Annotated in this window: 23 protein-coding genes and 1 pseudogene; 8 read left to right on the top strand and 16 right to left on the bottom strand. The window is 57.5% G+C overall.

All coding sequences use genetic code 11. From position 1 onward, the window contains the following. Positions 1 to 219 precede the first annotated feature (219 nt). Together QRN38_RS24285 and QRN38_RS24280 are read right to left on the bottom strand one after the other, a co-directional pair. Positions 220 to 486 carry a DUF6953 family protein gene (locus QRN38_RS24285; protein WP_057418622.1) on the bottom strand — a complete coding sequence of 89 codons (267 nt, stop codon included), beginning with the start codon at positions 484 to 486 and terminating at the stop codon, positions 220 to 222. Continuing rightward, entirely contained in the window at positions 486 to 671 is a 186-nt protein-coding gene (locus QRN38_RS24280) for a YodC family protein (RefSeq protein ID WP_057418621.1), read from the bottom strand. Before QRN38_RS24280 ends, QRN38_RS24285 begins: the two co-directional genes overlap by 1 nt. A gap of 189 nt (positions 672 to 860) precedes the next feature. Between QRN38_RS24280 and QRN38_RS24275 the strand changes: the two genes are divergently transcribed. Next, the gene (locus QRN38_RS24275) at positions 861 to 1,085 is read left to right on the top strand and encodes a hypothetical protein (RefSeq protein ID WP_057418620.1); all 225 of its coding nucleotides are present in this window, start codon (positions 861 to 863) and stop codon (positions 1,083 to 1,085) included. Between the two features lie 133 nt (positions 1,086 to 1,218). Further along, positions 1,219 to 1,731, top strand: coding sequence for a GIY-YIG nuclease family protein (locus tag QRN38_RS24270; RefSeq protein WP_057418619.1), 513 nt, complete (start codon positions 1,219 to 1,221; stop codon positions 1,729 to 1,731). A 111-nt stretch (positions 1,732 to 1,842) separates the two neighbouring features. On the opposite strand, the gene QRN38_RS24265 is transcribed toward QRN38_RS24270, so the two are convergent. Beyond that, complete coding sequence (locus QRN38_RS24265; RefSeq protein ID WP_007245065.1) at positions 1,843 to 4,257, bottom strand: DUF3772 domain-containing protein; 2,415 nt, start codon at positions 4,255 to 4,257, stop codon at positions 1,843 to 1,845. Positions 4,258 to 4,801: 544 nt separating this feature from the next. Between QRN38_RS24265 and QRN38_RS24260 the strand changes: the two genes are divergently transcribed. Next, complete coding sequence (locus QRN38_RS24260) at positions 4,802 to 5,191, top strand: DUF2946 domain-containing protein (protein ID WP_057418618.1); 390 nt, start codon at positions 4,802 to 4,804, stop codon at positions 5,189 to 5,191. A gap of 196 nt (positions 5,192 to 5,387) precedes the next feature. Then, positions 5,388 to 7,382 (top strand): TonB-dependent receptor, encoded by a 1,995-nt coding sequence (locus QRN38_RS24255; RefSeq protein WP_235814748.1) that lies wholly within the window; start codon positions 5,388 to 5,390, stop codon positions 7,380 to 7,382. Between the two features lie 77 nt (positions 7,383 to 7,459). Here the strand turns inward: QRN38_RS24255 and QRN38_RS24250 are convergent, their stop codons facing one another. Next, positions 7,460 to 8,437 carry a GlxA family transcriptional regulator gene (locus QRN38_RS24250; RefSeq protein WP_057418616.1) on the bottom strand — a complete coding sequence of 326 codons (978 nt, stop codon included), beginning with the start codon at positions 8,435 to 8,437 and terminating at the stop codon, positions 7,460 to 7,462. A 270-nt stretch (positions 8,438 to 8,707) separates the two neighbouring features. Between QRN38_RS24250 and QRN38_RS24245 the strand changes: the two genes are divergently transcribed. Next, a complete protein-coding gene (locus QRN38_RS24245) occupies positions 8,708 to 9,253 on the top strand; it encodes a cysteine hydrolase family protein (protein ID WP_057418615.1) in 546 nt (181 codons plus the stop codon). Between the two features lie 95 nt (positions 9,254 to 9,348). Here QRN38_RS24245 and QRN38_RS24240 read toward each other — a convergent pair whose 3' ends face one another. The 7 genes from QRN38_RS24240 to QRN38_RS24210 form a co-directional block, all read right to left on the bottom strand. After that, positions 9,349 to 9,810: a thiol-disulfide oxidoreductase DCC family protein gene (locus tag QRN38_RS24240; protein WP_024667396.1), complete on the bottom strand. Its 462-nt coding sequence runs from the start codon at positions 9,808 to 9,810 to the stop codon at positions 9,349 to 9,351. 103 nt (positions 9,811 to 9,913) lie between these two features. Beyond that, on the bottom strand, positions 9,914 to 10,726 hold the full coding sequence (locus QRN38_RS24235; protein ID WP_054069900.1) for an oxidoreductase: 813 nt from the start codon (positions 10,724 to 10,726) through the stop codon (positions 9,914 to 9,916). A gap of 78 nt (positions 10,727 to 10,804) precedes the next feature. Next, positions 10,805 to 11,806: an NADP-dependent oxidoreductase gene (locus tag QRN38_RS24230; RefSeq protein ID WP_057418614.1), complete on the bottom strand. Its 1,002-nt coding sequence runs from the start codon at positions 11,804 to 11,806 to the stop codon at positions 10,805 to 10,807. A gap of 79 nt (positions 11,807 to 11,885) precedes the next feature. Beyond that, positions 11,886 to 12,746 (bottom strand): alpha/beta fold hydrolase, encoded by an 861-nt coding sequence (locus QRN38_RS24225; RefSeq protein WP_005767794.1) that lies wholly within the window; start codon positions 12,744 to 12,746, stop codon positions 11,886 to 11,888. Between the two features lie 16 nt (positions 12,747 to 12,762). Beyond that, positions 12,763 to 13,551: an SDR family NAD(P)-dependent oxidoreductase gene (locus QRN38_RS24220; protein ID WP_007245057.1), complete on the bottom strand. Its 789-nt coding sequence runs from the start codon at positions 13,549 to 13,551 to the stop codon at positions 12,763 to 12,765. Positions 13,552 to 13,593: 42 nt separating this feature from the next. Continuing rightward, on the bottom strand, positions 13,594 to 14,676 hold the full coding sequence (locus QRN38_RS24215) for an alkene reductase (protein ID WP_005767796.1): 1,083 nt from the start codon (positions 14,674 to 14,676) through the stop codon (positions 13,594 to 13,596). A 262-nt stretch (positions 14,677 to 14,938) separates the two neighbouring features. After that, entirely contained in the window at positions 14,939 to 15,538 is a 600-nt protein-coding gene (locus tag QRN38_RS24210) for a TetR/AcrR family transcriptional regulator (protein WP_005767798.1), read from the bottom strand. Positions 15,539 to 15,669: 131 nt separating this feature from the next. Here QRN38_RS24210 and QRN38_RS24205 point away from each other — a divergent pair, with 131 nt between their 5' ends. Further along, positions 15,670 to 16,560 carry an alpha/beta hydrolase gene (locus tag QRN38_RS24205; protein ID WP_024667394.1) on the top strand — a complete coding sequence of 297 codons (891 nt, stop codon included), beginning with the start codon at positions 15,670 to 15,672 and terminating at the stop codon, positions 16,558 to 16,560. 32 nt (positions 16,561 to 16,592) lie between these two features. On the opposite strand, the gene QRN38_RS24200 is transcribed toward QRN38_RS24205, so the two are convergent. The 4 genes and pseudogenes from QRN38_RS24200 to QRN38_RS24185 form a co-directional block, all read right to left on the bottom strand. After that, the gene (locus tag QRN38_RS24200) at positions 16,593 to 18,005 is read right to left on the bottom strand and encodes a saccharopine dehydrogenase C-terminal domain-containing protein (protein WP_024667393.1); all 1,413 of its coding nucleotides are present in this window, start codon (positions 18,003 to 18,005) and stop codon (positions 16,593 to 16,595) included. Positions 18,006 to 18,368: 363 nt separating this feature from the next. After that, positions 18,369 to 18,691: pseudogene (locus QRN38_RS24195) on the bottom strand (hypothetical protein). A 1-nt stretch (position 18,692) separates the two neighbouring features. Next, a complete protein-coding gene (locus QRN38_RS24190; RefSeq protein ID WP_057418613.1) occupies positions 18,693 to 20,768 on the bottom strand; it encodes a hybrid sensor histidine kinase/response regulator in 2,076 nt (691 codons plus the stop codon). A 347-nt stretch (positions 20,769 to 21,115) separates the two neighbouring features. Beyond that, positions 21,116 to 22,567 carry an NCS1 family nucleobase:cation symporter-1 gene (locus tag QRN38_RS24185; RefSeq protein WP_057418612.1) on the bottom strand — a complete coding sequence of 484 codons (1,452 nt, stop codon included), beginning with the start codon at positions 22,565 to 22,567 and terminating at the stop codon, positions 21,116 to 21,118. 343 nt (positions 22,568 to 22,910) lie between these two features. Between QRN38_RS24185 and QRN38_RS24180 the strand changes: the two genes are divergently transcribed. Together QRN38_RS24180 and QRN38_RS24175 are read left to right on the top strand one after the other, a co-directional pair. Further along, complete coding sequence (locus QRN38_RS24180; protein WP_057418611.1) at positions 22,911 to 23,630, top strand: GntR family transcriptional regulator; 720 nt, start codon at positions 22,911 to 22,913, stop codon at positions 23,628 to 23,630. A 10-nt stretch (positions 23,631 to 23,640) separates the two neighbouring features. After that, positions 23,641 to 24,372, top strand: coding sequence for an aspartate/glutamate racemase family protein (locus QRN38_RS24175; protein WP_005767814.1), 732 nt, complete (start codon positions 23,641 to 23,643; stop codon positions 24,370 to 24,372). 142 nt (positions 24,373 to 24,514) lie between these two features. Here QRN38_RS24175 and QRN38_RS24170 read toward each other — a convergent pair whose 3' ends face one another. Next, positions 24,515 to 25,750 carry a zinc-dependent alcohol dehydrogenase gene (locus QRN38_RS24170; protein WP_005767816.1) on the bottom strand — a complete coding sequence of 412 codons (1,236 nt, stop codon included), beginning with the start codon at positions 25,748 to 25,750 and terminating at the stop codon, positions 24,515 to 24,517. Between the last annotated feature and the right edge of the window lie 100 nt (positions 25,751 to 25,850).

The raw sequence follows: 25,850 nt of genomic DNA, 5'->3' as shown, positions 1-25,850 counted from the left end.
CGAAGATAATCTGGATAATGTAGCTTCACCAAATCTTAAAAAAAGTGTTTAAACGACGCGCTCAGCTTTGAGCACATCTTTGACACCCTGGTGAGCGCTATCTTCATCACCCCGGAATATCTCTGTAAGCTCGTCTGTACGAGTTTGCTTGCCGTTGATGGGGCCGCTATTTCGTGTGTACAGGGTGGAAAGAATCGTTTGGAACTCTCAATGCAAAGTTTACCCGCGTGCATCTCGTCCTGGCTCGTCTTCAGCAACCCTAAAACGCCAGTACCTGCCTGGCTTTACCCATACCACATTAGCAGCAGTCAGTTTTCGGAAGCCGGCCAGCACCTTTTTACCGAGAACTTGGTTGCCCTCCGCATTTTCAATGAGCAAATCTTCACGTCTCGTCTTGATCAGATGGTCAACTACGTCGTCTTGATAAACACAGCTTTCACGCTCTAGCGCCGAAAGCATCCAATGAATAATTGAAGTGGTGTCCATCACGTTTCCTCAGGTGTTTTGGGCTCCAATGACGCGCCTCTGAAGCGTCCACTTTCAAGCTTTTTACCTGCAAACCACTGACAAGCATAGTAATCGACGCGAGCGTCCCAGCTCTGAACAGTCATGTCAGGGCCGCCAGACCTCAGTTTCACAATGCTTCCTACCACAAACTCTTGCTTGCTCATGCCAATTCCCTAAGTTGAGAAAATTCCGTTCGATCATGGCAACGCGCCACTCATGGTGTTTTATACCGGCCCCTGAGGGAGTTGCCAATCGAACCTTGATGAGAGGTGCAAAATATTTCGCAAATCTTCTTGCGTGACTAGTAACGAGCGGATATCTTTGCCTTGCCGTGACTAGTAACAGAGGTGTGCATGATAGAAGAAGCTAAAGCACCACGCACTGCGGCAGCCAGGCAGCGTGATTACAAAGAGCGTCAGCGGGCAGCAGGCTACAAGCTCACTGCTCTGTGGGTTCACACGGAAACAGAGGAGGAAGGCAAGCAAGCAGCGCGAGAGGGCAAGCCCCTAGAACCGTTGGAGTCGAAAGACCCCTTAAGCTGGGCCGCGGGCTGGATAAGCGAGAAAATTAAGCGTTAGCTATCAGGTAATTCAGATGCAGATCGGCTAATGTTCCGCCTCTGCAGGAGAGATGGGCGTTATGCGAAAGGTGCCAGGCCGCTGCGGCAACAGCGGCCTAGCGATCACAAGACGAGACTAGGACTCACACCCCATGTCGTTGCACGAATGCAAGCACACCTTCGAAGAACTTGCTCAAACCGTCTTGCCTGAACATATGAGCCGCGTCAGAGCCGCACTGGAGACGCCATGGGCTTCAGCCAAGGGGGTGGGCGTAAAGTCGTTGCTGCGCAAGCTCGAGTTTTCGGAGGACTTTTCGGGTTGTTATGTGCTTATAGACAACGGTGTCCCTATTTATGTAGGGATCTCCCGAAGTGTCTTCGCACGGCTGCGCCAGCACGTGTTCGGCAAGACGCATTTTGATGCGAGTCTTGCTTTTCGCATCGCCATGCAGCGGCATCCGGACCGAACGGTCGAGAAGTTGACTCGTGCTAAAGCGATGGATGATCCGCTATTCGGCACTTCATTCGCTGAGGCTCAGGCGTACCTGCGGTCCTTGCACGTTGCGGTGGTCGAGATTGAGAATCCGTTGGAGCTCTATATTTTTGAGCCCTATTGCGCGCTGGCGCTGGATACCCATCAGTGGAACTCCTTCAAGACACATTGAAGCGCCTCAGCCGCTTCTCTTTCATCAATCGAATGCTGCCTCAGGTTCCCGACTCGGTTAAAAAACCGGAGCAGGCGGCATAACCACCTGCTCACGCATTTCATCCCTACCCTAAGGCGCCACCGACTCTTCCGTAGCCTCCTTCCCAGCCCCCTCATTGATCAACACCATGCTCTGCGGCGCAGACAGCGCTACACCCAGCTCCCTCAGACGCCCCAACACCGTAAACAACAGATCGCTCCGCGCGCCACCTACCGAACGTGGGCTGTTCACGTAACCGCTGGCACTGATAATCAAACCTGTGTTGGTCAGGTCTTTGAACGTGACAGAAGGCGCTGGCGCGTCGAGTATCGCTTCGTGCTCGGTGAAGGCTTGCAACAGCAACTCGCGTATTTGCAGGACATCTGTTTCCAAAGGCAGGGTCAGCGTGATTCCGACCACCCCCAACGCATTGCCCATGGTGACGTTGCGCACGTTTTGCGTGATGAACTGCGAGTTCGGCACGATCACCGTCGAGCGGTCGCCCATCTGGATTTCGGTGGCACGTACGTTGATCCGGCGAATATCGCCTTCGACCCCAGCCAGGCTCACCCAATCCCCGACTTTAACCGGACGTTCGGTCAGCAGAATCAAGCCGGAGATGAAGTTCTGCACGATGGCTTGCAGGCCGAAACCGATCCCCACCGAAAGCGCACTGACCACCCAGGTCAAATTGGTCAGGCTGATCTTGAGCGTGGACATCACCACGGCCACCACCAACACAAAGCCGATGTAACCGATCAGGGTCACCAGTGAGGCCTGCATCCCTGCATCCATGTTGGTTTCCGGCAGGAGGCGCTCTCCAAACCATTCCTTGAGCACACGCACACCTAGCAGACCCACGACCAGGCAAACCAATGCCATCAGAATATCGCTGGGGACGATGCTCAGGTTGCCCAGAGATTTGGAGGTGACATCCAATTGAGCAAAACTTGCGAGCAAATCGCCCGGGCTGGAACCCGAGGGCAGGAAAGCCAGCAACACAGCGGTCAGCAGCAGCAAGGTACGGCCTATGCCCGCCAGTACGGTGCTTGCCTGAGCCTGATGGCGGGCGGACAAGCCCAGTGCGGAACCCAGCGCCATGCCGCCAGGTTGTTTGGGTGACAGCAGGGTTTCGCAGATGTCACCGAAGCAAGCGATCAACAGATACGCAGTGGACGCTACCACGCTCACCCACAGCAGTTTCACCGCCAGGAAGTAAGCCAGCGTCAGGTAGCCGCTCACCAACGCCAGCAAGCTCAACCCGACCCACACTGTAACGATGAACGGGATCAGCCCGGCGAAGCCGCCCAGGCGCTCCAGCCCAAACCTTCGGCGGGTTCGGCGGTAGCGCACCAGGGCGTAAAGGAATACCAGCGACACCGCCAATGCCGTCAGGCCATTGACTGCCACAGTCAGCGCCAGGCTGCTGGCTATCACGCTGTTGATTCGCTCCTGCGTGCCGATCACCATGAGTGCCAGCGCCAGCACGGCCGGGATGCGGCCCATGGCTGTTGCGATCTCGTCAGGAATTTGCGGCAGGCGCCATGAGGCGTGCGGCAGCATCAGCAGGGCGCGGCCCAGGCCGAGAATGAAGGCGCAAAAGGTGATCAGCGTCTGCACCTGATCAAGCAGGTTGACCACGTCGTTGCTGAGCACAGCATTGCTCACGATTCCCCAGCGCAGCAAGGAAGTGGCAACGGTAATGGTAAGGATCGTCGACAGTCCGACGGCCAATGCCAGGGCGCTGCGGCGCAGGCGGCCTTCAGGCAGCCAACGAATCATCGACCAGATCAGCAGGCGCTCCAGCAAGCGCCGAACAACGAACCATATCAACAACGCGCCAAACACCACGCTGATGAACTGTGCACGGTTGCCCGGTGCCAGCGCGCTGTTGAGTACCTGACGGACATCCACCAGCAGTCTGTTCAGGCGTCCCAGGTCGTCATCGGTAGGGCGAATCAGGGTGGACCAGAATGCCGAGCTGAGGGGGCTTGCGGTCCGGGTGCTGATCTGTGAATCGAACAGGCTGCGACGCAGGTTGAAAATCTGTGTAGCCAGATCCCGGGCCGACTGGCTCAGAGTATTGGTCTGACGTTCATCATTGACCAGCGCGTTTTTCTGAGTGGTCAATGTCTTGCGCTGGCTGGTCAGACTTTGCGCCTCGTCCGGTTGCGCCGGCCCGAGAATGTTGAGCTGATCATTCAGGTGTTCGATGTCGACAGCTTGCCTGGCAATCAGATTGTCGGCTTGTTTCTGGACCTGCAAAGCGGCCTGCCGCAGGCTTGAAAGCAGGTCATCGTTGGCGCCGACCGTTACTTTTTGACGGATCTGATCCAGTTGTTCACTCAAGTCGTCCAGGCTCGGTGCATCCACTGCAGGGGATGCGCTGCTGGCGCTATCGGTTTGAGGTGCCAGGTTATTCTGGGCCAGGGCTGGCAAAGTCACGCACAGCAAAAGCAAGGCGAGCAGCCCAGTATGAAAACGGTTCAGCGAAGCGTGCTGCATTTTCTTCCCTTCTTTGGTTAAGCCGCCTGGCGAGGGCTGGGTATTTCAGGCGTTAGTCTCGGCATTCGCTGTCGTGTCTTTCTTTGAGTTGTACTCATGAGTCACGTGAACACAGCGGACAGAGTTGGACCCCGTCTTTTTTCCATAGAAGCGGGCGATAGACTTATGAAGCTTCTCATCATTTCCATCACCGGCGCTGGCTGGGGTTGAGAGTGTAAACGACAGCCGCTGTTTCGCAGAACTGGCCGGTGGCATAAACCTGGTATTACGTCACGCTTCGTATCTATTTATCGTCGTAGCGCATGGTTATTGCTCCGCTCATGATCGACAGGCATCGTCGATGTTTTGATGGGGTTGCCATGATCCTGCGACTTATTCTGGCACAGCGGTTTGCGCATGCCTGCTGAACCGATCAAAACCGAGCATTCACTCCTCACACTTCCTTGCTTGCGCAGCATTCTGTGGCGAAATGGCGCACCCCTTTAAAATTTACACCCCCCGATAAAACGGGCTAAATGGCGCCCCCTTCGCGGCGATTTCATTTATGAGTTCGTTGAAACGCATCAGCCCCTGGATTGCCTGTCTGGCGGTCTTGCTGAACATGTTCGCCATGCCGCTGAGCCGTGCGATGCAGACGCCGGACATGCGCCTGATGCTTTTGGGTGGGTTCTGTTCGGCTGGCGGCTCTAGCGCGCTGCCTCAAGAACTCAGCAAGATGCTCGATGCCTTGCAGATACCCCAGTCCAAACCCGTCATGCAACATGGCGACTGCTGCTGTGGTCATGCCGGGTTGGCAGCATTACCCTCCCGTTACTATCGGCATTTCCTGCCGCAATACACATCCAATACCACCCTCGAAAATCCTGAACTGCTGACGCTGCATCCAAGGATTCGTTGGCCCAGCCTAAGCCCGCGCGCCTCTCCTGTCGCCTGATCACAACACCGCTGAAATCGTGCGGTGCTGTTCTCTTTGAAACTGTTTAGCGGCCTGCGATGGACGCTGAGCGCCCTTGAAGTTTCTTGATCATCAGGAAGTGCGTGCTATGCCTGCTCCCTTTACTTTGCGTCACGCAAGGCGTTTGTTTGTGTCCCGTTCCATATGGCCCTTGATGTCGGCCGGTTTATTCACAATGAGCCCTTTGTGCTCTGCATTGGCCGACAGCGTTAAAGCCGAAGACTCGACGTTGACGCTCGGTACGGTAAATGTTCAGGGTGCGACCAGTGGCCCGTTGAGCACCAGCAGCGTACTCAGCTCGGTGGATATTCTGGGGGGCGACATCCTTGAAAAGATGCCAGTCAATTACAGCTGGGAACTGTTCAGGCGCGCGCCGGGTGTGATGTTGACCGGGTTCAATCAAGGCACCACATCCGGCAAAATTTCCTTCCGGGGCTTCAATGGCGAAGGGGAGGTGAATGCCGTCAAATTGTTGATTGACGGAATACCAAGCAACAGCAACGACGGCAACATGCCGTACATGGACATGATATTCCCGATGGAGCTGGACAGCATCGAGGTTGTGCGTGGCACCAGTGATGCGCGCTATGGCCTTAATAACATCGCTGGCAACGTCAATATGCTGACCCGCACGGGTGGCGACTACAACAAGGCGCGTTTTCGTTATGGCAGCTTCAATACTCAGGAAACCCAGCTCGCCAAAGGTATTGAGAGCAGCCACTGGACGCAGAATTACTTCTTCGCCTATCAAAAGTCAGACGGTTACCGGGATCACGCCGACGCAGACAAGTTTTCAATGTCAGGCAAATGGTTTTTTACGCCGGACGATGACAGTTACCGTATAGGCCTGATCGCTCGCCACTATGAAACCGAGGCGCAGGAGCCGGGATATCTGACCGAGGACGATGCACGTCATCACCCCGAAATGACCAACAGTTTCAACGCGACGGATAAAGGCACCCGGCGTATGAACCAGGTCAGTCTGCATTTCGATACCGACCTGACCAATACGCTCGCCTGGTCAGCGAAGACCTATGTAAACACCCTCGATGACAGGCGCTGGACGCAGTACTGGCGCACGAGCTCACAACAAGAGCGCGACACTTACGAGACTCAATACGGCGCCCTTACTTCACTGACCTGGCGCCCGGAAGTCATTTGGCTATACGATTTCGCCCTTGAGGGCGGTACGGACGTACAGCAACAGCAAAACCAGAGTGAGCGTTATCGCACCAGAGACCGTGCACGCCTGGCGACCACTCGCGACCAGCAGTTTGAGTTCGACACCTATGGCGCTTATGTCCAGGCCGAAATCAAACCGTTCGAATCGCTGAAGATCGTACCGGCTTACCGGGTCGACAAGATTCAGGGCGACTTCACTAACGAAATGACTGGCACGGATTACGACATCAACGATTACGGGCTGATCAAGCAGCCGAAAATCAGCATTGTCTATTCCCCGTGGGATGTCGCCAGTTTCTATGCGAACTGGGGGCGTACCTTTCAAGTAGGGACGGGGGCTGCTGCCTACAAGATTCCGCCGAGGGATACGGACCTTGCACCTTCTATCAACGAGGGTTGGGAAACCGGAATCAAGTTCACGCCGGCGGACTGGGTGGATGGTCGAGTCGCCTATTGGCAGCAAGAGGCTTCCGGGGAAGTCAGTCGCAGGCTGAACGACCCGAGTGGTGAGTCCGATAACGTGGGAGAAACCCGACGGTGGGGCTATGACGTGCAAATGAATCTGCACCCTGACGAGCGCACTGAGATATGGCTGGCCTATTCCTGGCAGTATTCGAAAATACTCCAGCCGAGTGCCACGTTGCCGGGCAGCAAAGGTCGGGAAATCGACCATATCCCGCATCACCTTTACAACGCTGGCATCAGCTATGACGCGACACCCGCATTACAGTTGACTGCCTGGATGAATGGCCAGACGAACTATTATCTGGAGCGGGAAAATACCAAGGGGACTTACGGCGGTTACGTGCTGATGAACCTCGGTGCAACCTATAAGGTGACGCAGTCAGTAAGCGTTGACCTGCAGTTGAAAAACCTCACCAACCGATATTATGAATACGTCTGGTACGACCCGGACGGTGCCCAGGGATCGCTGCATTCCCCAGGTGATGGTCGCGCACTTTACACCGGAGTGACTGTGGACTTCTGATAGGGAAGAATGCCGAGGCCTTTTCGGTTTCGGCAATTCACTTGACTGGCGCAAAACCTTGGAAAACCCACAGCGTCCTATGCTTTTTCTTCAGGCTTTATTTGACGAAAAAACATCCGCCGATACTCCGAAGGCGAAGTGCCAAGATGAACGGCAAACTGCTGCCTCAAGGATAAAGGCGTTCCAAAACCTGCCTCATCAGCCACGCACTCAATAGATAAATCAGTCGTCTCCAGCAGCGCTTGCGCCCTGACGACTCGCTCGGCGTTCAGCCATCTGGAAACGGTAATGCCGGTGGCCTCCCGAAAGCGCCGAGTAAACGTGCGCCTGCTCATTTTTGCCCTCTCGGCCAAGGCGTCGAGTGAGAGGTCACTGGACAGGTTCATCCTGGCCCACGCCAGCACATCAGACAAATGCGTCTCGCTGGACAGTTGCGGCACAGGACGCTCGACATATTGAGCCTGACCGCCTTGCCTGTGCGGCGGCGTCACCAGCATCTTCGCGGTGTGATTTGCCACATCGGCACCGAGCCGCTGGCGTATCAAATGCAGGCAACAATCGATGGCCGCCACGGTTCCTGCAGAGGTCATGATGTTGCCATCACTGACATAGAGCACTTCTGGCCTGAAACGCACGTAAGGGAAGCGTCGAGCAAACTCTTCTCGCGCTGCCCAGTGAGTGGTTGCTTCTTTGCCATCAAGCAGGCCGGCATCTGCGAGCACGAATGCCCCCAGGCACAACCCGACCATGAGCTTGCCTTGGGCGTTGGCAAGCTGAAGGGCTTTGACAAGCGGTGCAGATGCAGCAACCGATTGATCACCCCACGCCGGAATGACAATTACGTCGCACGCGGCCATCAGTTCCAGGCCATGAGTGACTTGCAGTCCGATGCCCTGATCGCTGCTTATCATTCCCGGCGACTCTGCGCAGTAACTGACCTCGTATCGAGGCTCGCCAGGTGCAGACTGGGCCGTCCCCAGCACCACTCCCGGCACGGAAAGATGGAACAGGCTGACGCCGTTGAAAGCCAGAACAGCAACACGTATGGATTGCATCAGACAGCCTCGGATGTGCTGTGTACCTACTATGGAACGCGCGCCGAAACCAAAAGCGACCGTTCATGTAAATGTATTTTCGGGCATGGAAAGATGTATCGCTTATTGGCCTGATTATATCGAAATATGTCATTCAGGCCACTGTCAGGCCTCCAGGCATTGGGCAAGAATGATGTCCTTAACAGCACTGACCCGCTTTTAAACAGCCTGTGAGAGGCGGATCAGCCTCTGCGGAAAATCAAATGAATGACCTGATAATTGGAGAGCGTTATGAACCGAGGCCTCGTAGTTGTTGATCTGCAAAACGAATACCTGCCGACCGGCAAGTTGCCGTTGTCCGGGATCGAAGCCGCTGTGGCGAATGCCAGCCGAGTGATCAGCCACGCGCGTGATACCGGTATTCCGGTTTTCCACATACGCCATGAATCCGATAACGAGGGTGCCGCGATATTCACCAAAGGATCCGACGGAACGCAGATACAGCACGCTGTAGCGCCGGTTGGTCAAGAACCCGTGATTACTAAAAAGCACATCAATGCCTTCAGAGACACGGACCTCAAGACGCAGCTGGATACGTTCGATATCGAGGATATTGTCGTCATTGGTGCCATGAGCCACATGTGCATCGACGCTGTCGTGCGTGCAGCAGCGGACATGGGTTATCCGGTGACTGTGCTGCATGATGCGTGCGCTACGCTGGATCTCACCTTTGGCGGAGTCACCGTGCCTGCCGCTCAAACGCATGCGGCGATGATGGCAGCCTTTGAGTTCGGCTACGCCACCGTCAAATCGGTCGACGATTACCTCTCGGCTTGAACGCCCAACGCTGAGATTTTCGGAGCCCATGCGGATGGGGAGCTGCCAATCGATTCTTATACCCAAAACTCGAACGGCAGCTGCCGTGCTGGAATCTATGAAGTCTTTTTCTCGGCCGACGTTCCACTTTTCGCCACCACCGATTCCGCAACCGTGCAACTGCTCTTGCTACAGCGACGGCCGCCATCAGGATGAGGCAGCCAGGCCAGGTGAGGGCGAAAGCGGCAAAAAAGACGATACAAGACGGTAAATAGCGGCCTGAGAATCGGCCAGGATAGCGGTGCGACCCACTTGCCGAGGCCCGCTGCCCGCCAGCTCCAGAGCGTGGCATCCAGCCCGGTTACCCAGGTCCCATCGTCAAACCGGGCATGCAGTGACGACTCCATTTGGGGCAGTGTCAGCCCCAGCAAACTGGCGTCGAACGCGTCGTCACTGATATCAACAAACAAAAGACGATCCGCTGCAGCCCGCGCCCGCAGGACCTTGATTTCTCGAGCGCAGAGTGGGCATTCGCCGTCAAAGTAAAGTGTCAATGGCCATCGGGCTTTCTTGTACACGGCTTGATACCTTGTATAGGTTTTCTACAAGGTATTCTTAAAAACACACGCTGACAATGGTCGCCGAGGCTGGCTGCTGAACGAGAAACCTACGCACAGCGCCTTAAACCGGCAAACGAAGTTGCTTGCGCAAACTTTTGTCAAACGCCGCCGTCGGCACAAACCGGCGCAGCAGGCTGATTTGTCGAGCGCTCTTGCCGGCCGTGTAGCGATGCTTTGGGCGGGTGTCGTTCGCCGCCTTCAGCACGACCGCCGCCACCACTTCCGGCAGGTCGGCTTTTGGCATGACATCGGCCAGCAATGCCTTGAACCCGGCGCGGGCCTGATCGTATTCCTTCAGGGGCGAATCCGGCTCAATGCCGTTTTGATCGAAGACGGTTCGCACAAATCCCGGCTCGACGACCGAGACCCGGATATTGAAGGCGCGAACTTCGTGATCAAGTGACTCCGAATAGCCCTCCACCGCGTGCTTGACCGCCGAATAATGAGAAGAGTAGGGCGCGGGGATCAAGCCCAGGATCGAGCCGATATTGATGATGCGTCCTTCGCCACGTTGGCGCATCGATGGTAGTACTGCGTTGGTCATGCGGATGACGCCGAACAGGTTGACATCGAACAGTGCCTGCACCTGTGGGATCGAGAACTCTTCAGCACCGCCCACCAGGCCAATGCCGGCATTGTTGACCAGCAGGTCGATGCGCCCGGTCCGCGCAAGTACGGTGGAAACGAGCGTGCCGACAGACTCATCGTTGGTCACGTCGCACGTGAGCATCGACACTTGCGTCGAGCTGTCGCTGACCTTGCGGGTTGTGCCAAATACGGTATAGCCCGCCCGCACCAGCGCTTCGGCCGTCGCGCGACCGATACCGGAGGATGCGCCAGTGACGATGGCGGTTTTTTTGGAAGATGTGCTCATGTGATACTCCAATGCTCAAAAGGCTGGATGCCAACAAGGGGGGATGCGAGTCGTCGAACAGGTGTGGGGCTTCAACACTCACTTGATCTTCACGACCACCTTGCCTTTGGCGCGACCCCGGCCCAGGTATTCAAGCCCTTCTCTGGCCTGTTCAAACGCAAAGACCCTGTCAATCACCGGCTTGATTTGTCCGCTTTCAAGCAGTTCGGCAATTTTCCCCAGTTGAGCCCCGTCCGGGCGCACGAACAGAAACGAGTACGTCACATTGCTTTTCTTCGCACGCCGGATGATCGAGCGGCTCATCAGCCCGAAGAGGAAGGCGAAGAAGACATTCATCCCGCGGGCCTGAGCAAATGCTTTATCCAGCGGACCGACCAGGGACACGATCTTGCCCCCGGTTTTGAGGATACCGACGGCTTTTTTAATCGTGTCGCCTCGGGTGGTGCCAAGTACCACGTCATAGCCTCGCAGTACTTGCTCGAACGCCTGCTCTTTGTAATCCACGACTTCATCTGCGCCCAGGCTGCGAACCAGCTTTGCATTGCCGCTGCTGGTGGTCGTGGCCACTTTGCCACCCAGGTGTTTTGCCAATTGAATGGCGAAGGTGCCGATGCCACCAGAACCGGCAGGTATGAATACCTTCTGGCCAGGCTGAAGATTGGCGCGCTCTTTCAAGGCCTGCCACGACGTAAGCCCGACCATCGGAATAGAGGCCGCTTGTACAAAGTCCAGGTTGGTCGGTTTCAGTGCGGCGGTGCGCTCCGGGACGGCGACGAGTTCGGCGATGGAGCCTCTGCCAAGATCAAACAGGCTGGCGAAAATGGCGTCACCGGCCTTGAAGCGCGTCACAGCGCTGCCTACTTCCAGGACTACGCCGGCCAGATCGCTGCCCATAATGGCCGGCAGTTCGTACTTCAAGACCGGTTTGAACGTCCCCGTGGTGATCATGTTGTCGATCGGGTTCAAACCGGCAGCGTGAACTTCCACCAGCAGTTCGTCAGACTTGATGGTCGGCCGAGGAACATGCGCAATCGCGATTTCAGGCGACTTGCCATAGCTTTCAAATGTCAGTGCTTTCATGTCGCTCGGTTTCCAGGGTCGTCGTCACTATGATGGGGTTGCTGTACAAAAAACGGCGCGCAGTTGAACGTGAAAGGCGTTATTTCAGGAACTCCAGAGCCTTCGAGACGAAGTCCGCGTGATACTGAAATACGCCGCCGTGCCCGGCGTCCGGATAGACCACAAGTTGCGCCAGCGGGATACGTCGGGCCATATCGCGGCTCAGCTCGCTCGCGACCATGATGTCGCTGTCCCCTGTGGCGATAAGGACGGGTATGCGCAAGCGTGCGAGATCCTGCGGTGGCTGTTTGCCCCATGCCTTGATTGCTTTGAGTTGGCGAAAAAGCAAACGAGGCGTCGGCCCCTTGTCGCGGGCAACCGTGCGCTCCTTTACCCTGCTCAAATAGTCTCTGGCGGCGTGTCGGCCGTTGAGTGTCGGGGTGAAAAACATAGTCACCTTGGGATCGCGCAGCGTCAGCAGACTTTTGAGGATAAGCGGCCAGGACAACGCACCTATGCGGTCGATGCCCTTGCCGCCTGCCGGGCCAGTGCCCGCCAGAATGAGCCTGCGCACCAGGCCGGGTACTTTTGATGCCACCTCCTGGGCCACGAAACCGCCCATTGAAAAGCCGACCAGATCAACCTGCTTGTAGCCCAGTGCCCGGATCAGCTCGACGGTATCCCGAGCCATCGCGTCTATCGTCACCGGCGAGGCACCGCCGGATAAGCCGGCGCCTCGATAGTCGATAGCGATAATGTGGTGTTGACTGGCAAGGCCGTCGACGATGCGCGGGTCGAAATCGTCCAGTACCGCGCCCCAATAGTTGAGCAGAACGACTGGCACGCCGCTGCGCACACCTGATTCGCGATAGGCGAAGGTAATGTCGCCGACTGTCGCGATTTTATTGGGCGCCTGGATATACGACTGCGCCAGTTGAGTTTCCAGGTTTGAGCGGCTCATGATGGATACCCTGGTTTCAGGCTTGCGGCTGATAGCGCTCTGCGGCCTTGGCTTGTCGAATGTCCGACAGCAATCCTTGCCGGGCGCCATCTAGTGAGTCCCAGCGAGACGCGACGTGCAGCGGCGGGATGGTGACCAGCTCGCGACGATCGAAGCCCACCAGCGCTGCATCGACCAGTTCTTCGACGTCCATCACCTCGGAGAGAGTGTTGAGGTCGATCCCCGCGCGCTCCCATATTTCGGTGCGGGTTGCCGCTGGCAGTACCGCCTGGATGTAGACGCCTTTTGGCGCCAGTTCCAGGTGCATGCCTTGAGACAGGTACAGCACGAATGCCTTGGTGGCACCGTAAACAGTCATGCCGAACTCCGGCGCAAAGCCCACCACCGACCCCAGGTTGACGATTGAACCCGTTCCAGACTCTGCAAAACGCGGCGCTACTGCTGCGGCGAGCCGCGTCAGGGCAACCACGTTGAGTGCGATGAGCCTTTCGATGGCCTCGGTGCTCTGCTCAAGGAAACCTCCTGATTGAGCCATGCCAGCGTTGTTGATCAGAATGCCGATCTGCGCATCATCACGCAGCCGCGTTTCGAGTGCGGTGAGGTCGGCAGCGTTAGTCAGGTCGGCCTGCAGCACTTCGACGGCAATGTCATGCTCTTTGATCAGCCGCGCTGCCAGCGCATCGAGGCGTGGCTTGTCACGTGCGGCGAGTACCAGGTTGTGGCCTCGACGGGCAAAACGCTCGGCATAGACAGCACCAATACCGCTGGACGCGCCAGTGATGAGAACAGTAGGGAACGTAGTCATTGAGAATGTCCTTGGAAAATTCGCGGGGGCAGTGGTGGGGTTTCAGCCTGCGATAGTCGGGTAGTCGGTGTAGCCTTCAGCGCCGCCGCCATAGAGCGTGGCCGGGTTCAGTTCTGCCAGCGGTGCGCCGGTTTTCAAACGCTCGATCAAGTCGGGGTTGCTGATGAACGGGCGACCGAAGGCGACCAGATCAGCCTTGTTCGCATTGACACGTGCCGTTGCAAGGTCAAGGTCGTAACCGTTATTGGCCAGATAGGTGTGCTTGAAGCGCTGGCGCAGCGCGTCGTAGTCGAACGGCGCAACATCACGCGGGCCGCCCGTGGCGCCTTCCACGACGTGCAGGAAGGCAATGCCCTGTTCACTCAGTTGCTCGGCGATGTACTCGTATTGCGGTTGCGGGTCGCTGCTGGCAACGCCATTGGCAGGGGAAACCGGCGAGATCCGCACGCCGGTGCGGTGCGCGCCGATTTCCTTGACCACGGCGGTGACGACTTCCAGCAGCAGGCGCGCGCGATTTTCCACTGAGCCACCATAGGCATCGGTGCGCACGTTGGCGCTGTCCTTGATGAACTGATCGAGCAGATAACCGTTGGCGCCGTGGATTTCCACACCGTCGAAGCCCGCTTCAATGGCATTTGCAGCGGCCTGGCGGAAGTCGTTGACGATGCCTGGCAATTCGCTCAGTTCCAGCGCGCGTGGTTCTGAGACGTCGGTGAATGCGTTATTGACGAAGGTTTTGGTCTGCGCCCGGATAGCGGATGGCGCGACCGGTGCTGCGCCGCCCGGTTGCAGGTCGACGTGAGAAACCCGGCCAACGTGCCAAAGCTGCACAAAAATGCGCCCGCCCTCGGCATGCACGGCATCGGTGACGACGCGCCAGGCGGCGATCTGCTCCGGCGTATACAGCCCCGGCGTGTCTTGGTAGCCCTGAGCCTGAGGGGAGATTTGCGTGGCTTCGGTAATGATCAAGCCGGCCGACGCCCGTTGGGCGTAGTAGGTGGCAGCCAGGTCGGTAGGGGCCAGACCGGCGCCTGCACGGTTGCGCGTCAGCGGCGCCATGACGATGCGACTGGTTAGGGTCAGGTTGCCCAGGGCATAAGGTTGGAAAAGCGTTTTCTCGGACATGTCATTCAGTTTCCGACGTAGGGGATGGCGCTTATGATTACGATCAAAATCTAAAATGTCAACGCATTGATGTTGATCGAAATCAAAGCGGGGAATACCGCAAGCACGGGTTTTTCGGAGCGATCAGGCTGGGAAAGGGCAAATTGCGGGCGTTGCAAATTGCCTGCGCTCAGGCAAGCGCACGGTTGAGGAGGGGGTTCAGAAGAGGAGAAGAGGGGCGGAGTGCCCCATGGATCAAACCGTATTTCTGGCGTTTGGCGGGTTACGGCGTCAGCAGAAACACAGCCATCGGCTGGAGTATTGACTCGGCTGAAACCACAAACGGTTCTACGGTTGTTCTATCGATCGCCAGTGACGCATAGCCGTGGGCAGTGCTCCAGGCAAGCAAGGTGCGTTGCTCAAGCAACGCCGGCTCAGGCTCTACGCCGTTTTTAGCTATCCAGGCCGTGCGCAGCGACTGACGAAGCAATTGCAGCGTGGCTTCGCCTGAGTTTACGAGTCTGGGTAACGCGCGGTTGACACCTGTCATGCCAAACATCAGGCGAAAGTGCTGCGGGTACTGTCTGGCGAAGTTTACGTAACCCATTCCGCAGCCGAGAACAGGGTCGTCCAGTTCGCGTTGCGCAGCTTGAACAGCGTCGACCATGCGCTCATAACCATCTGCCACAACCTCCGCCAGAAGATTTTCCAGAGAGCCGAAGTGATGAGCCGGCGCGGCGTGGGAAACATTCGCACGCCTGGCGCATTCCCTTAGCGAGACGCTACGCACGCCAGCCTCCCCCACAATGTCCCAAGCCGCCTGGCGCAGCACGGCAGGCAGATTGCCGTGGTGGTAGGTTCGCGGGGTGTCTGATGTCGACATATGACGCTCCCTATCATGAAATAAACGTTAGAAACCCATCGGACTGCGCTATCTTGCGCTTGCAAACTTGTCACTGACAAGATTGGCTGTTTTAATGCCGTCAAGTCTTGTGGCTGACGCGGAAAATACCGATGAGTAAATTCACCAACACGCTTCGACTAATGACAATGCGCGGCACACTCATGCTTGCCAGCCGCATTCTACCGGGCCTTACCGGAAGATACCTTGGCCGACGTTTCGTGACACCTCAGGCTGCCGGACGAGCCAGGGCGGCCGCCGTTCTGCGCACCTCGCAGGATGTGCAAACAGGCACGCTGGAACTGGACGGCATCAAGATATCCACTTATGTGTGGGGCGACCCGGCGCAGCAACCCTATGTATTGCTCGCGCATGGCTGGTCAAGTTACGCGATGCGTTTTGCCGATTGGGTGCCTTCACTGCGATCGATGGGCTACGCGGTGGTCGGTTTTGATCAGCCTGCCCATGGCCTGAGCGGCGGCACGACCAGCCACATGCCGCAGTTTGTAGAGATACTGCAGCAGGTAGGACGTCATTTCGGAAAGCCAGCAGCCGTAATTGCTCATTCGTTGGGCGCTTCATCAATCGTATTCGCTCAGGAAGAGCATTGGCGTCCTGAACGGTTTGTGTTGATCGCGCCGTTCCTGGCCCCTGCTGACAATGCGTTTCATCAGTTTGATGCTTTTGGTGTCGCACATAAGGTCTTCCCCCATTTTGAAGGATACCTGCATGCGCTGAGCGGCCGCCGTTTCGCGGATTATGACGCGTCTGTTCGACTGCACTTGCTTGATCGTCCGGCGCTGATTATTCATGACCGCCGAGATCGTGAAACCCCATGGGAAAAGGGTGCCCGGTTTGCAAAGTTATGGCCTGGAGCACGTCTGTTTACTACCGAAGGGCTCGGGCACAATCGGCTGATCGATCACCCGTCGGTTATTGACGAAGTAATGAAGTTTTTGACGTTGGGTAACCACTGCGCAACGCCGGATGTGCCTGAGCATTAAGTTGTAGGTGATCATGGGTGAACCCGATACGGTCACGCTGCCGTGAAATGCTCGAACTGCCAGGGGCAGGCATCGGCGTCGGGTTTACGGAACAGCGCATTGCCAGTCTTCAACGGTGTCCAGTCAGTCAACACGCCTCCGAACTTACCCAGAAAGGGCAGGGCGATCTCCATGACTCGCTGGTGATCCATCTGTTCGGGTTCGACGATTCCCCGGTCAGGGTTTTCGATGGCCCAGATAATGCCCGAATAAACGCCTGCTGCAACTTGCAGGCTGGTGGCATTATTAAAGGGCGCGAGGCGTCGAGCCTCATCAATGTTCAGGATCGAACCGTACCAATAGGCATTAAGTTTATGCCCCATGATCAATACACCCAGTGCATCGATACCGCCTGGGGTAATTTCATCCAGCATGATTCGTTGACGGTCCTGCGCGTGCCATCCTCGCCCGGTGTATTCATTGATTGAAAGCAACGCATCGTCACACGGGTGGTAGGCATAGTGCACGGTCGGGCGGTAACTAAGCGCTCCTTCGTTTCTGACGGTCAGCAATTCAGGAATGGAGATCGCTTCGTTGTGCGTGATCAACATTGCGTTGCAAGGCCCGCCGTTGGGCGTCCAGGTTTTGACTGACACGCAAGCTCCGGGCCGATCAAGGTAGATAGCGTTGTCAGAGCCAAACTGATGATGACGGGCGAAGGGTGGCCAGTTTTTTTCGTGGGAGCCCCAGCCCAGTTCGGCGGGTTGTCCCGCCTCGCTGACAAATCCATCGACAGACCAGGTGTTGACGAATTCGCCATCGGACTTGATACGCGTTGAACGTTGAGTGTCACGCTCGGCAATGTGGATGACCTTGACGCCCAGCTTCATCGACAGATTGCCCCAATCAATGCCGCCTTGATGTCGCGGTACAGCCACCGAAAGTTGTTCAGCAAGCGCTGACAATGCGCACTTGAGAAAGTGTGATATCAAGCCCGGATTTGCACCGTGGGCCACCACCGCAGTGGGCCCTGGGCCAAGTTCTGCACCCAGCGTAAGCAACTGATCACGCAGCGCATAGTTAGAACGTTGCGACGCTGTCAGGCTGGGTGAGTTGTACGTGTTTCCCCAAGGCTCGATGCACGTATCGAGGTACAGCGCATCGTGGGCGTAGGCAAATCGGATGACGTCGGCACTGCAGACATTAACCGAAAGATTAACGATAAAGTCACCTTGCCCCACAATGCTGCCCAACACGCTTTCCATTGTGTCTGACGTCAGTGCCTGATCGATAAAGGTTACCCCTGACTTGACGAACGGTTCAGAGCCCTTGATGCCCGGTGCGATGACGACAATCCTGGACACGTCGAATCTCTGGACGTTGCCAAGTAATCCGAGGGTGGCTCTAGTGATGGAACCAAAGCCGATAAATACCAGTTTTCCAGAGAACAATGCTTTGTGGTTCATTTCAGGGGTCTCCCGCTGATTGTACTCAACAGGCTAAACAGGCACATGAATACCGATGCGCTCATGGACAGGCGCTGTCGCGTAAAAGCAATAAGTGATTAGCCAGCTTTACAGGTTTTTATGTCTGCCGTTAGGCGCGCGCAATGCAGAAACCTATCCGTGGTGTTACCGGTAATAACGTTATCGTCCATGAGTTATCGTCCTGCAACGTGTAGAGCATGATGCAAAGTTACACGCTGCATACCAGGCGTTAAAACGTTAGCGTGATGATTGATATCTACAGCCTTTCGGCATTCAGTACCAATGCTGATAGGACATATGAATGCATGATGAGTGGCTGAATAGAAATATCGCCCGGCGGGTTCAGGCTTGAGGATTATTCAGGCTTTCATACCACTGCGCATACGGCGTGTTCTTGACCTGGCGCCGATTGAAATCCTCGGCACCGTCGGTCCACCAGACGTCGCCGCGCTCCCCCAGTGCGACCTTGGCCTTGTTGACCCCGGCGCGAGCTGTCTTCAATGCCGCATCATCTGCCCCAGCCTTGGCATTCTTGACCGCGCGCCGCGCAGCCATCAGTTCGTCCACCAGCCGTTGACGAACGTCTTCGCTCAAAGAAGGATTGGAGCAGCGCCAGAGCTGTTCCTTGACTACAAAATAGCGACCGTCTGCGTGGTCGGATTCACCCTACTGATAACCTCGTGCCACGGCGTCAGCGCCAATCAGCCCGGTGACTCGTCCGGCGAGCGCGTCCAGCCCGAATGGCTTGGTCAATACTTGCGTGCAGGGCCGCAGGTGGCAGTCGTCCAGCACGGAGCTTTTCGCGTAGCCGGTGATGAACAATGTCGGCAGACCGGGTCGGCAATCGCCTGCGGCATCGGCCATTTCGCGGCCATTCATACCACCCGGCAGCCCTATGTCGCTGATCAGCAGGTCGATGCGGGCGTCGGATTGCAGAATCTGCAGCCCGGCCTGAGCATCGGCTGCTTCCAGGCAGTTGAAGCCCAGCCCGGTAATCACTTCGGCAACGAGCATCCGCACGGAGGATTCGTCATCGACGATGAGTACGGTTTCACCGTTGTGATGCGCCGGCTCTTCGAAGACTTCGGGTTCGGCCGCGCGCGGAGTGCTTTCGGACGTATGGCGCGGCAGGTGCATCACCACGCTGGTGCCCTGGCCTTCGACCGATTCAACCCGGATCTGCCCGCCGGACTGGCGTACAAAACCATACACCATCGACAGCCCCAGGCCGGTACCTGCACCAATGGGTTTGGTGGTGAAAAATGGCTCGAAGGCCTTGGCGACTATCGCCGGGCTCATGCCGCTGCCGGTGTCGGTAATACGGATGCTCAGGTGTTCACCGGCAGGAATGCCGTGGTCCGGGTCGTTACACTCGGCGAGCGAAGCGTTTGCGGTTTCAATGACGATGTGCCCGCCATTGGGCATCGCATCACGGGCATTCAGGCACAGGTTCAGCAGCGAGCTTTCCAGTTGGGCATGGTCGATCAAGGCTGGCCACAGATCATTCTGGGCGACCACTTTGATGTCTATTTCCGGGCCGACCGTGCGCGCGATCATTTCTTCCATGTCATGAATAAGCACGTTTACGTCGGTCACTCTCGGCGACAGGGTCTGGCGCCTGGAAAAGGCCAGCAGGCGGTGAGTCAGTGACGCTGCGCGACGCACCGCGCCCTGGGCGACTGACACATAACGGTCCACGTCACTGACGCGTCCCTGAGCCAATCGTTTGGTAATCAGTTCCAGGCTGCCCGAGATACCGGCCAACAGGTTGTTGAAGTCATGTGCGATGCCACCCGTCAATTGCCCGACGGCGTCCATCTTCTGCGAATGGCGCAGGGCATCCTCGATCTGCTCACGCTCGAAAACGGCCTGCTCGATGCGTTGTTCCAGTGTCTGATTGAGTTCCCTGACCGCTTCTTCGGCTTTCTTTCGTGCCGTTACGTCGATGGAAGAGCCGATCAGGCCGATAACGTCGCCGTTGCGATCGAGCAGCGGGGCCTTGGTGGACAACCATATTGCAGCGGAGCCATCCGCCAGATTGACCTTCTCTTCTATCTGTTCGCTGACGTTGCTCTGCATGATCCGCTGATCAGTTTCCATGAGGACGCGCGCCTGTTGCTCATCATCCAGAAACTCCAGATCGGTCTTGCCGATGAAGAATTCCGGCGGCTTGCCGACCAGTTCGGCGGTGCCACGGTTGGCGACGAGCATTCTGCCTTCCAGATCCTTGGCATACACGACACCTGGGACGGCAGCGGTGAATATCTGCAGCAGTTCGTTGAGACGGTCTCGCTCTGCCTCGGCAGTGCGTCGGCTGTCAATGTCGAGCAGCACACCAGGGCTGCGAATCGGCTTGCCCTGAACATCACGCTCGATCCGGCCACTGGCTTCAACCCAGCGATAGACACCGTCCTGATGAAGCACCCGATACTCGCATCGATAGGTATCGCCGTTGGACAGCGCCTCCTCGATATCCTTGTCGACCCTGAGCGCGTCGTCCGGGTGAATGGACGCGGTCACCAACGCCAGCGGCAACCCTTTGGCGCACAGCTTGGGGCACAAGCCGAATGTGCGGGCAAACCACTCGTCACCGGTCAGTTGATCAGCAATGATGTCCCACACCCACGTGCCGGCAACCGCGCCTGAATCCAGGGCGAGTTGCAGCCTTTCAGCAGCTTCATGCGCCGAGGGACGGGGTACTTGAGGGGCAAACGATCTGCCGCCGGAAACATCTTTGCTCATTACTATCAACCCACTTGAACGCTTGGTTCGCAAAGCATCAGTGTTAGGGCAGCGCTGCGGCCTGAAAGTTGTACAAAATTTATTCTATTTTTCACGAACGTCTGTGCTGCCGTTCGAGGACACACAATCATTCTGGGGGGTCGGGTGATGGGTGATATTAAATTAATATCATTTCAGCTGTGCCGTTGTGTGATCTTCAAGACAGGCGGGGGTTTGCGTCGTAGCGGGCGTTGCATTTGCGGGTGATCCGGGCGGCGGTGTATCCGCCCTCGGTCCGGTTGTTGACGGGCAGGGGGACAGCGTTCGGGCGCCAGCGCGATTCAAGCGGCTGGCGCCTGCTGCTGCGTCTAGCTCTGGGCGACGGGTGTCGGCATGTTCGCCGCCTGCACGGGCGACCAGCGGGTCATTGCATAAAACAGCGCACCGCCGAGGATGCAGCCGGTGAACCAGGCGAAATTGGCAATCGGCTTGAACCACTCGATGAAGGTGAAGCACAGGCCGACCAGCGCCGTCAGCAGCAAGGCTTTGACGGCAATCCAGTTGATGCCGTTGGTGTACCAGTAGCGGCCGCTCGGCGTGTCGTTGAACAGCGCGTCGACATCAATCTGCTGTTTCTTGATCAGGTAGTAATCCACCAGCAGGATGCCGAACAGCGGGCCGATGCAGGCTGCCAGCACGTCCAGTGTGTAATGGATTACCTCAGGGTTGTTGAACAGGTTCCAGGGCGTGATGAAAATCGACGCCACGGCGGCAATCATGCCACCCACGCGCCAGCTGATGCGGCTGGGGGCCACGTTGGCGAAATCGAAGGCCGGGGAGACGAAGTTGGCGACGATGTTGATGCCGACGGTGGCGGTCACAAAGGTGAACGCGCCAAGCAGCACTGCCGTGGTGTTGTCGATGCGTGCGACGGTGGCGATAGGGTCGTGAATCATTTCGCCGAAGATCGGCAGGGTGCCCGAGACAATCACCACCGTCACCAGCGAGAACGCCAGAAAATTCACCGGCAGGCCCCAGAAGTTGCCCCGGCGCACGTCCGCCATGCTGCGGCAATAGCGGCTGAAATCACCGAAGTTCAGGGTTGGCCCGGATAAATACGAAACCACCAGCGCGATGGCCATGACCACCTGGCCGAACGCAGCCCAGCCAGACAGCTCTTTTTCCGCCAGGGTAAAACTGATGTTGTCCCAGCCGGCACGCCAGACGATCCAGCCAGCCAGCGCGAACATCACGGCGTAAACGGCAGGGCCGGCCCAGTCGATGAAGCGTCTGATCGACTCCATGCCGGTCCAGAATACCGCGGCCTGCACCACCCACAGCGCGAGAAAACCGAACCAGCCAAGCCACGACAGGCCAAGAAAGGTCACGCTCTGGTAAGCGGCCAGGTCCGGGAAGAAGCGCAGCACCACAATCACCAGCGCGCTGGACGCCAGGTAGGTCTGAATGCCATACCAGGCCACAGCGATCAGCCCGCGAATGATGGCCGGGATGTTGGCGCCGAAGACGCCGAAGGCCAGACGGCAAATCACCGGGTAGGGCACGGCGGCTTGCTGGCTGGGTTTGGCGACCAGGTTGGCAATCACCTGAATAATGCAGATACCGACTAATAGGGCGATCAGCACCTGCCAACTGGCCAGGCCAAGCGCGAAGAGGCTGGCGGCGAACACGTAACCGCCGACGCTGTGCACGTCGCTCATCCAGAACGCCAGAATGTTGTACCAGGTCCATTTCTGCGGCACCGGCCCCAGGTCGTCGTTGTGCAGGCGCGGGCTGTATCCGGCCGGGCGTTGGTCTGTCATTGCATTACTCCCTCGCTGAGTCATGACGGGATCGGGGTACGATCGACGGTATTCTTGTATACGATCGTGTACGCAAAAGCTGTGCCAGACAATTTTTACCGGTTTTGAAATGAACGCAGACGTTGCGGGCTGGCCATCTTCGGAGCAAGTGCTGTTGTATCAGGCAGGTTGGCCTTGCCAGTGAAGTGCACGTAAACAGGGCGCTTTTGCTCGTTAGCGGTGCGATTTTGTGGATTCTAGACTGTGAGACGTTTATTGCTGCATTGAAAAAGCGCTACTCATCAGGCGCGGCATCGGGCACTATTCTTGTATACGATCTGTACCGCCAATACGATGTGACGCCATGACCCGACCTTCCAGCGCTCCTTTGTTTCTCACGCCCGCTGCCGATGAAAAAGGCCGGGACGAACAGATTTATCAACATGTACTGGAAGCCATCGTCGAGCACCGGCTGGCACCGGGCACGCGGTTGCCGGAAGACGCGCTGGCCGAGGTCTTCGAGATCAGCCGGACCGGCATTCGCAAGGTCTTGCAACGGCTGGCGCTGGAGCGGCTGGTGACCTTGCGTCCCAAGCGCGGCGCTGAAGTGGCGCAGCCCTCGGCGCAGGAAGCGCAGGATGTATTGGGCGCCCGGCAACTGATCGAACCGGCGCTGATGGCGGATATCGCGGCACGGGTCAGTGGCCAGCGTCTTGAGACACTGCGTGCGCTTTGCGATCAGGAGCACGAGGCGCAACATGCTGGCCGGCACAGCGAAGCCATTCAGTTGTCGGCGCGTTTTCATGTGCAACTGTGCGCGCTGGCGGGCAATCAGGTGTTGACCGAACAGGTCGCGCAGCTCACCACGCGCTCTTCGTTGGTCGTCGCGGTGTATGGCTCGCGGCGCAGCGTGGGCTGTGATTGCGGCGACCATGTGGACTTGTTGGCGCTGCTCGAAGCCGGGCAGGGCGAGCCGGCGCGCGAATGGATGGCCGAGCACTTGCGGCGTATTCGTGCCAGCCTGAACGTGGATGAACCGGTCAGCGAAGCAGTGGATTTTCATAGCATTTTCAAGCAGCGCTGAAGGAGTTCCGGTGCGTATTCAAGTGATCAACCCCAATACCAGCGAAGCCATGACCCGCAAGATTGGCCTGGCGGCGCAAGCCGTGGCGCGTCCAGGCACACAGATCATCGCCTGCAGCCCGGCCGATGGTCCGGTGTCCATCGAAGGGCACTTTGACGAGGCCATCGCCACCCTTGGTGTGCTGGAAGAAGTGCGCAAGGGCCGCGAGCAGCAGGTCGATGCGCACATCATCGCCTGTTTTGGCGACCCCGGCCTGCTGGCTGCGCGTGAATACGCCCGCGCGCCGGTCATCGGCATCGCCGAAGCGGCCTTTCACATGGCCAGTCTGATTTCCACCCGTTTTGCGGTCGTCACAACGCTGACCCGGACACGGATCATTGCCGAGCACTTGTTGCAGCGTTACGGCTTCAGCGAGCTGTGCACGTCGGTGCGTTGTATCGACCTGCCGGTGCTGGCACTGGAAGAAAGCGGGCCGGAACTGATCGAAACGATGGCCGAACAGGCACGCATCGCCCGCGATCAAGAGGGGGCTGGAGCAATCGTGCTTGGTTGTGGCGGCATGGCGGATCTTGCCAGGCAACTGAGCGAAGCGATTGGTTTGCCGGTGATTGATGGTGTGGCGGCGGCGGTGAAACTGGCCGAATCACTGGTAGAACTGGGGCTGAGTACCAGCAAGCATGGCGACCTGGCAGATCCTGTAGGCAAACCGTTCAAAGGGCGATTTGCCTACCTGAGCCGGTGATGGGCGTCCAGAACTGCATACCCGCGCTGGAGCGTAGGGAACGATATCCAAGGGGCTATCGCTCCCACGCTCTGCGTGGTAGCGCACTTCTGGACGCTCTGCGTCCGATCTTAAGAGGGCGACGCAGCGCCGTGCATGCGCCTCACATCGCTGGCACGACACCCCCAACCAGCGCTTCGGTCTGCGTGTCAGGCACGACAATGGTGTTGTCACCCGGCGTCAGAATGACCTTGCGGCAGTCCTCTTCCTTCTTGTCGAACAGCTTGTAACCCTTCGCTGCATCTTCCAGTGACATGCGGTGGCTGATGATGGCTTCAGGTGCGAGTCGGCCCGCTTCAATATGCTCGAGCAATTCAGGCATGAAGCGGTGCACATGCGTCTGGCCCATTTTGAAGGTCAGGCCCTTGTCGAAGGCATCGCCGAACATGAAGCCGTGAATGAACCCCGCATAAACCCCCGGCACACTGACCACGCCGCCGCGCCTGACTGCTGCGATGCACTGGCGCAAAGCCTTGCCGCTGCTGCCTTCCAGTTTCAGTGTCGCCAGAATGGTTTCCGTTGTACTGCCTTTGGCCTCGAAGCCCACTGCGTCCACCACGCCATCGACGCCGCGCATGCCGGGCGTCTGGCGGATGATGGTGTCGGCCGGGTCATCGTCGTCATCGAAGTTGATCGGGATCACACCGTAGGTTTTCTGCGCATAGGCCAGGCGATACGGGTGGTGATCGACCATGAAAATACGTTCGGCACCGAGCATTTTTGCGCATGCCGCGCTCATCAGTCCCACCGGGCCAGCGCCATAGATAGCAACGCTCGATCCCGGACCAATCCCGGCGTTGGTCACCGCTTGCCACGCAGTGGGCAGAATGTCGGAGAGAAACAGCACTTTCTCGTCAGCCAGGGTGCCGGGCACCTTGAACGGGCCGACGTTGGCCTTGGGCACGCGCACGTATTCAGCCTGGCCGCCAGGAATGCCGCCATACAGGTGGCTGAAGCCGAACAACGCCGCGCCTGGCGGAATCGACTTTTTGTTCATGATTGCGCCACGCCCGGTGTTGGTGGTCTCACAGGCGGCGAACAAGTCGATGTTGCAGAAAAAACAGCTGCCGCAGGCGATGACGAAAGGGATCACCACGCGATCACCTTTTTGCACTGCGGTCACTGCCGACCCGGTTTCTTCAACAATACCCATGAACTCATGGCCGAAAATATCGCCATGCTCGACCGTCGGAATCTTGCCACGGTAAAGGTGCAGGTCTGAGCCGCAGATTGCTGTGGCGGTGACTCTCAGGATGATATCGTCGGCTTCTTGTAGTTCCGGGTCTGGGACGCTGTCGACCTTGACACTGTTGGCGCCGTGGTAAGTCAGAGCTCTCATGATTAATCCTCAATCGCACCAGACGTTCTGATCCGTTACTAAAGAGGAACCACAGGATTTTTGATGGTTCAGCGCGATTGGCTGAAGCGAGACTAACGGC

The sequence above is a fragment of the Pseudomonas sp. CFBP2511 genome, assembly GCF_030209255.1.
GTDB lineage: Bacteria > Pseudomonadota > Gammaproteobacteria > Pseudomonadales > Pseudomonadaceae > Aquipseudomonas > Aquipseudomonas avellanae.
Note: the sequence above shows the minus strand (reverse complement) of the source record. Positions and strands in the feature narration are given on the sequence as shown.